This is a genomic window from Methylobacterium sp. WL8 (assembly GCF_008040045.1).
Lineage (GTDB): Bacteria > Pseudomonadota > Alphaproteobacteria > Rhizobiales > Beijerinckiaceae > Methylobacterium > Methylobacterium cerastii.
This window is the reverse complement of record NZ_VRVF01000133.1, coordinates 1-5875: the sequence shown is the minus strand read 5'-3', so window position 1 is coordinate 5875 and position 5875 is coordinate 1. Positions and strand designations below refer to the sequence as shown.

6 protein-coding genes and 1 pseudogene are annotated in these 5875 nt (G+C 66.9%); 2 read left to right on the top strand and 5 right to left on the bottom strand.

Annotation, left to right across the window (positions count from 1 at the left end; all coding sequences use genetic code 11):
* Positions 1-96 (top strand): IS3 family transposase (locus tag FV234_RS27140; RefSeq protein ID WP_348643084.1); only part of this gene is annotated, 96 nt, incomplete at its 5' end.
* 32 nt (positions 97-128) lie between these two features.
* Here FV234_RS27140 and FV234_RS24920 read toward each other — a convergent pair.
* The 5 genes and pseudogenes from FV234_RS24920 to FV234_RS24900 form a co-directional block, all read right to left on the bottom strand.
* Positions 129-536 (bottom strand): annotated as a pseudogene (locus tag FV234_RS24920) (helix-turn-helix domain-containing protein); the annotation flags it as partial.
* Positions 537-718: 182 nt separating this feature from the next.
* Positions 719-1960, bottom strand: coding sequence for a cytochrome P450 (locus tag FV234_RS24915; protein WP_147832332.1), 1242 nt, complete (start codon positions 1958-1960; stop codon positions 719-721).
* Positions 1953-3293, bottom strand: coding sequence for an FAD/NAD(P)-binding oxidoreductase (locus FV234_RS24910; RefSeq protein WP_147832333.1), 1341 nt, complete (start codon positions 3291-3293; stop codon positions 1953-1955). The genes FV234_RS24915 and FV234_RS24910 overlap by 8 nt, the downstream gene beginning before the upstream one ends.
* A 20-nt stretch (positions 3294-3313) precedes the next feature.
* On the bottom strand, positions 3314-3520 hold the full coding sequence (locus FV234_RS24905) for a ferredoxin (RefSeq protein ID WP_147752084.1): 207 nt from the start codon (positions 3518-3520) through the stop codon (positions 3314-3316).
* A gap of 258 nt (positions 3521-3778) precedes the next feature.
* Positions 3779-5068, bottom strand: a complete 1290-nt coding sequence (locus FV234_RS24900) for a nucleotide disphospho-sugar-binding domain-containing protein (RefSeq protein ID WP_147832331.1) — start codon at positions 5066-5068, stop codon at positions 3779-3781.
* Positions 5069-5184: 116 nt separating this feature from the next.
* On the opposite strand from FV234_RS24900, the gene FV234_RS24895 reads away from it, so the two are divergent.
* On the top strand, positions 5185-5619 hold the full coding sequence (locus tag FV234_RS24895; RefSeq protein WP_147832330.1) for a hypothetical protein: 435 nt from the start codon (positions 5185-5187) through the stop codon (positions 5617-5619).
* Positions 5620-5875 lie beyond the last annotated feature (256 nt).

The window sequence follows — 5875 nt, the reverse complement described above, 5'->3', positions numbered from 1 at the left end:
TTGTTCGCCTACATCGAGGGCTACTACAATCGGCAGCGCATCCACTCGGCCCTGGGATACATCACACCCGAGCAAGCCGAACGGAACGCGAGCTAACCCCCCTGTCCGTGGAACCGGGGGAGGATCAGATCCTCGGCCAGGATCTGCGCCAGATCGCACAAGCGCCAGCGCACTACGCCGTGAGCGGCGGGCGTCGGCCCTTGTTCGATTAGGGCCTTCAGGACATCGCGCTGCCCGGCGTTCAGGCGCGGACGGGCACCAGGCGCCTTGCCGTCGATCAGCCCGTCCGGACCAGCCGCGTTGAAGGCCAACACCCAGTCACGCACCGTCTGCAACCCGACCCCGCCGATCTCGGCCGCCTCCGAGCGCGAGCCGCCCGCCGAGATCACCGACAGCGCCAACAGGCGGCGGGTCTGGGCCGGATTGCGCGAACCCTTGGCCAGAGCGCGCAAACTTTCGGCATCATAATCCGATCGCAGTGGCACCGGAGCAGCCATCACATCCTCCTCAGGCTCCAAACCTGAAAAGAGAATCACGACCTGGATCGCGATGCTACCTCACGTGAATCACGTTCAACGGGGCTTGGTATAAGGCCACTTTTAGTCAATCTCGGCCAAAAATCGAGTTTCTGAACGAAGTCGAGCCGCCGCCGGTATCTGGGAAGTCTGCCTTCAAAGAAGACCGCATTTCAGGCGGCGCCCCCACACCGCAAAGCCCTTCAAACGACGCCGCCGATCCCGATGCCAAGCTGTTCGGGACCGCGTAGCGAAGCACCGCTCCGATAGGGCGGCGGATCCGACAAAAGCCGGGGTGCCACGAGGCGGCGGCTGAGGGCCACGAGGGCGATTTCGGTTTCGATCCGCGCGAGCGGCGCCCCCATGCAGTAGTGAAGTCCGCCGCCGAAGCCGAAATGCTGGACGTCGTCACGATCGGGATCGAAGCGGTCGGGGTCGGCGAAGCGGGCGGGATCGCGGTTCGCGGCGGCAAACAGCAGGATGACGGGGGCACCCTTCGGAATGGTATGTCCGGCGATTTCGATGGTGCCCAGCGCCTTGCGGGTTCGGAAGTGCACCGGCGGTTCGTAGCGGAGCAATTCCTCGATGACCCGCGGGGCCCGCTCGGGGTCGGCCCGGAGCTTGTCCCATTCGTGGGGATGGCGCAGCAGCGTGAGCATGCCGTTGGTGATCAGGTTCACCGTCGTCTCGTGGCCCGCCACGAGCAGCAGGATCGCCGTCGAGATCAGATCGAAATCGCCCATGGCCGGCTTGCCATTGGGAGGCGGTGCAGCCAGCGCGCTGAGCAGGTCGGGCGTGGGCCGCCGGCGCTTCTCGCGGATCAGCGCACGCATGTAGCCGGAGATGGCGTCGAAGGCGGCGGCCGTCCGGTGCCGGCTGGCCTCGTCGTGGCGGGTATCGGGCTCCAGCGCGGTGGCGAGTTGCGAAGCCCAGGACTGGAATTGCGGCTCGTCCTTCTCCGGCACTCCGAGCATGTCGCAGATCACGGCGACCGGCAGCGGGTAGGAGAAATCCTCCACGAGGCAGATCTCGTCGCGTCCCCGGCAATCTTCGATCAGCGCGTCGACGTCGCGTTCGACACGCTGCCTCAGGGCCTGCACCCGCGTCACGGAGAATTCCCGCATGACGACGCCGCGCAGGGTGTCGTGATCGGGTGGATCGCGGAAGATCAGCGGGCGATGCGCGGTGACGATGCGGTCCTTGATCGGGTTGAGCAGCCAATCCTTGATCGGGTTTCCGGTCCGCGGGCGGCGCGAGGGCGGCAGATCCTCGGAACTGAGCCGCGGATCGAAGATCAGGCTGCGGATCGCCGCATGGGTGCTCACCACGACGCTGCCGTCGCTCTGGCGCGAGACAGGCTTCTCCCGCAGCCGCGCGTAGATCGGATAGGGATCGGCTCGGTTGGCCGGGTCCAGCACCTCGGCAAACAGCGTGTCCTCAGGCATGACGAGCCTCGTCGGAACGGGAGACATGTGAGCCGGAGACTTGTGACCCGGAGACTTGTGACCCGGAGACTCGGCGCGGCGGCGGGAAGCCGGGGAGCCCGGAGACGATGCGATCCTGATCGCTCGCATCGCGGATCGGCGGGAAGGCGCCGCCGATCCGGATCGCCTCCGCATACGCGGGGAGCCACCGGGCCTGATCGAACGACACGGCACTGATGCTGCGCCCCTCGCGGCCGTAGACGGCGAGGAAGCGTCGCGAGGCGCGCGAGCCGTGAACGATCGCGACCGTATCCGCTCCCTCGCTGAGGCCGACGGCCTTGATGTTGATCCCGAATTGGCTCGACCAGAACGCCGGGAGATGGTCGTAGGGGCGTTGGTCGTCGGCCGGCGCCAGCATGTTGCGTGCCGCATGGCCGCCTTGCGCGACGGCGTTGCCCCAGTGCTCCACCGAGATCAGCCGATCCCCGTAGAGGGAGATCGGCCATCGCGCCACGTCTCCGGCCGCGTAGATGTCCGGGCACGGCGCGCCATCGGCGTCCAGGGTTCGGCACGCAGCATCGCAGGTCAAGCCGCTGGCATCGGCCATCAGGCCGGCCGCCTTCAGCCACCCCGTCTCCCGGACGGCGCCGAGCGCGACGATGACTAGGTCGGCCTCGACGACATGCTCGTCCGCAAGGTGGGCGCGAACCACCCGGCCGGTCGCGTCGCCCTCGAAGCGCAGCACCTGTGCGTTCGGACGATACGTGACGCCGGCATCCTTGAGACAGTCCGCGATCACGCCGCCGACCCACGTACCGAGGGAGCGGGCGAGCGGGGTCAGGTTTGGATCGATCAGGGTGACCGGCAATCCCAGGCTGCGGCAGCAGGAGGCCGCCTCGCAACCGATCAGGCCGGCGCCGACGATGAGGATGCGAGACGGACCCGCGACCAGGGCTGCACGCAGGCGCGCGGCGTCGTCACGGCCGCGCAGGGTGAAGATGTTGCCGAGCGTGCCGCCGAACTCCACCGGCCAGGGGCGGGCCCGCGCGCCGGTCGTGACGAGCAGCTTGTCGTAGGCAAGCACCGCCCCGTCCGCGAGGCCGATCGTGTGCGCGTGACGATCGAGGCCGATCACGGCCTGACCCAGCATCCAGCGCGCGTCGAGGTCTGCGCGTTGCGGAAGCTCGGTCGCGTCCGCGGCCAGTTCGCCGGAGAGGACGTGTTTCGACAGAGGCGGCCGGTCGTAGGGGCGGTGCGGTTCGTCGCCTACGATCGTGATGCGGCCTCGATAACCGTTGAGGCGCAAGGCTTCCGCGCCGTGGAGGCCGGCGAGCGACGCGCCCACGACGATCATGCCGGGCGTGTCGACGCCGCTCACTGGGTCACTCCAGGCTCGGCCTGCATGCGTATGGCGCGGACGGGGCAGGCATGGACGGCGCGTTCGATCTCGCCCCGACGGGCGCGGGGGGGCGCCGGATCGTAGAACAGGATCTCATGGCCCCGCACGTCGAAGACTCCCGGCGCCGCAAAGCAGCACTGCGCATAGCCCTGACAACGGTTCAGGTCGACCACGACGCGCAAGGGGACTTCCGCATCATCGATGGTCTGAGGAACGAGCGTCATCGGGTTGGGTCGCTGTTCGTCAAATGCCAAGGAAGGGGCCGTCCTGATCGTCGGCCTGCGGAATCAGTTTAGCAGCGGATCCCATGGGCAGGCCGGTCGTCACAGCCAGGACGAGCGTGGCCGCAAATGCAGTCAGCCCAGGTCTCCGTAGCATAGCGTAGGCGGACCGATTTGCACCGGATTCAAGTCTGGCGCTGCGGCAGATCGGCGTTGTCGTCATGCTGCGATCCCCCTGACGACGCGCCCGCCGCGAACGACATCGTCGATCCCCGAAAGAACGGCCTGTCTCGAATCGAGGCGGGCGAAGTCCTGAGCCAAGGCCTCGGCACGCATGCGGAAACGCGGTTGCGCGAGAACCGTGCCGATCGCGTCGCGAAGCGCGTCGACGGTCGGAGCGTTGGCGGCCAGGTTGAGGCCGGCGCCCGACCACTCGATGCGCGCGCCGATCTCCGCCTTGTCCTCGGTCAGCCCGGACGAGACGATCGGCACGCCGGCTGCGAGGGCCTGCGAGACGCTGCCGTAACCGCCGTTCGTCACGAGGACGGCGACGTCGGACAGCATCGCGTCGAACGGAAGAAAGGGGGCGATGCGGGCGTTGCTCGGGATCGGCCCGCGAAGGGCCTCGACCGGGCGCCCTCCCGTGGTCGCGACGACGAGGAGGTCGTCGCGGTCCGCCAGCGCCGCCAAGGTCGGCTCGATCAGTTCGCCGAAGTCGGCGTTGGCGAGGGTGCCTTGCGTGACCAGAACCACGGGCTTGCCGAGGTCGCGGGTCGCCCACCAATCCGGAAGCGGCACGTCGGCGTTCGTCACCGGCAGCAGGCCGGTGAAACGCAGGTTGGGCGGCAGCGTCCCGAAATCGTACTCGAAGCCCGGCACGGTCTGCTGGAGGAACAGGTCCGGCAGCGTGGCGATGGAATGAGGCAGCGCGGCCGGCAGAGCCGGTACGCCGAGGCGCGCGAGTTGATCGTTCGCGTAGACGCGCACGGGATCGGCGAAGGCTGCGTCCATGCCGGCCTTGAGGACCGCGTAACGGGCCTGCTCGGCGGAATCCTTCGCCGGCGGCAGGCCGAGGCCGACGGGCGCCTCGTCAGGCCTGTCGAGGAACAGGAAACTCACGTTCAGGACGACGATCGGCGGGCGCGGCTTGGAATCGAGCAACAGGGGCAGCACGCCGAGGAACATGCTTCCCGCGACGACGACATCGGGCTGCTCGTCGTCGATCAGCCGACGCAGGGCGTCCGTCTGGTGCGGGATGGGATCGATGAAGCGTCGCGCGAATTCCAGCCGATAACGCTCCGGGCCCGCCGGCAGATCGATCGCGCGATATTCGGCGGCATGGTCGTCGTCGATGGGCGAAAACCGTAGGCCCGCGGCCTCGGCCTTTTTCCGGAATCGTTCGACCGTAGTCATGACGACCACGTCCCCGCGTGCGGCCAGAAGTCGGCCGACCGCGAGCAGCGGGTTGACGTGCCCGGTCAAGGCCGTGGCTGCGATCAGCACCTTCATGGCGGTGCGTCCCTTAAAAATTCGATTGCGATGCAGTGAGTACGCTGCACTGCACCCAACGGTTACGTGCCCTAATCGCGACCAAGTGTGCCAGCACACGCGGCTCCGTGGTTGCGATGGCGCGGGCGATCGTCGACGACACCGATTCCACGCAGGCCCGGTTCGTGATCGATCGGTCCCGACAGGCGGCGGGCCTCACGGATGCTGGGGCCGCGGCCTCGAATGCCTTTGGTGAGTTCGTGGAGGAACTCCAGCGTGAGATCCGCGCGGCAGGGGCGGCGAGCAACGCGCTCGGCAATCTGTCGCGGACATGGATGCCTCACGCTTCGGCACCGCAATTGCGGGCCTGCGATGATCGAGGCTTCCGTCCGGCAGGTGCAGCGACGACCACCGGAACCAACGACAAAATAAGCGTCCTTGAATCCTACCGGCTCTACTCCGCCACTCCCTCGCCCGAGAGTCGCGATAGGCAGCCGAGGATGGTCGAACCTAACATACTCGGCGTCATCGCTCCCGCTTCACCGAAACGAGTCAATATCAGTCATAAATAGGGGGTCAGCCTTGGATCTACGTCGTACAAAGAGGATGACGTCTGGAACGATTAATGGACTGCGAGGCCGACGCGCCGGGTGCCTCAGCCAGCCGCCGTACAATCTCAACGGCAAACCGAGGATCTCTTATGGCCTGCCTCCTGAAAAGTGGTCCTCCCTGAGGTATGGCTTCAAGCCATGTGGAGGATATTTTCATGGGACGGAAGAAGCATACGGCTGAAGAGATCGTCGCCAAGCTGCGTCAGGTCGATGTCTT

Excerpts from the sequence above, each read along its gene's own strand:
- FV234_RS24915 (WP_147832332.1), bottom strand. The coding sequence starts at position 1,960 with ATGCCTGAGGACACGCTGTTTGCCGAGGTGCTGGACCCGGCCAACCGA.
- FV234_RS24910 (WP_147832333.1), bottom strand. The coding sequence starts at position 3,293 with ATGATCGTCGTGGGCGCGTCGCTCGCCGGCCTCCACGGCGCGGAAGCC.
- FV234_RS24900 (WP_147832331.1), bottom strand. The coding sequence starts at position 5,068 with ATGAAGGTGCTGATCGCAGCCACGGCCTTGACCGGGCACGTCAACCCG.
- FV234_RS24895 (WP_147832330.1), top strand. The coding sequence starts at position 5,185 with ATGGCGCGGGCGATCGTCGACGACACCGATTCCACGCAGGCCCGGTTC.